Source organism: Propioniciclava sp. (assembly GCF_036744435.1).
Lineage (GTDB): Bacteria > Actinomycetota > Actinomycetes > Propionibacteriales > Propionibacteriaceae > Propioniciclava.
The window spans coordinates 1-650 of record NZ_DAIOIA010000022.1 but is presented as its reverse complement, the minus strand read 5'-3'; the positions used below and the strand labels follow the sequence as shown (position 1 = coordinate 650).

Here is a 650-nt window from a genome sequence, read left to right as displayed (position 1 = left end):
GAACACGCTCGGCGGCAGCGCGACACCCGCGTCCAGCATGGCGTGGAAGAACGCCGGGTAGCGGAACGTGTCCGCGGCCTTCGCCTGGGCGTAGTCCCGGACGCCGTGCGCGGCGGCATCCTCACCGAAGAAGACGCTGAACAGGCTGCCCGCGGTCTGGATCCGGTGCGGCACGCCCGCCGCGTTCAGCGCGTCCGCCAGGGCGGCCTGCACGGTGAGGGAAGCGGCGTCCACGTGGGCGTACACGCCCGCGTCCGCCAGCCGCAGCGTGGCGATGCCCGCGGCCGTGGCCAGCGGATTCCCCGACAGCGTGCCCGCCTGATAAACCGGCCCCACCGGGGCCAGGAGATCCATCAGCGCCGCACGCCCGCCCAGCCCGGCCAGCGGCATGCCTCCGCCGACGACCTTGCCGAAGGCAATCAGATCGGGGGTGTACAGCGGCTGCCCCACCCCGGCCTCCAGGCCCCACCAGCCCGAAGGGCCGACGCGGAACCCCGTCAGCACCTCGTCGAGGATCATGAGCGCGCCGTGCGCCGACGTGATCGCGCGGATTGCCTCGTTGAAGCCCGGCGCCGGCGTCACGATGCCCATGTTGGCCGGGGCGGCCTCGGTGATGACGCAGGCGATCTCGGCGCCCCGCTCGGCGAACA

1 protein-coding gene is annotated in these 650 nt (G+C 73.4%); it reads right to left on the bottom strand.

Annotation, left to right across the window (positions count from 1 at the left end; genetic code table 11):
• Positions 1 to 650: aminotransferase class III-fold pyridoxal phosphate-dependent enzyme (locus tag V7E09_RS04535; protein ID WP_324523073.1), on the bottom strand; the 650-nt coding region annotated here is incomplete at both ends.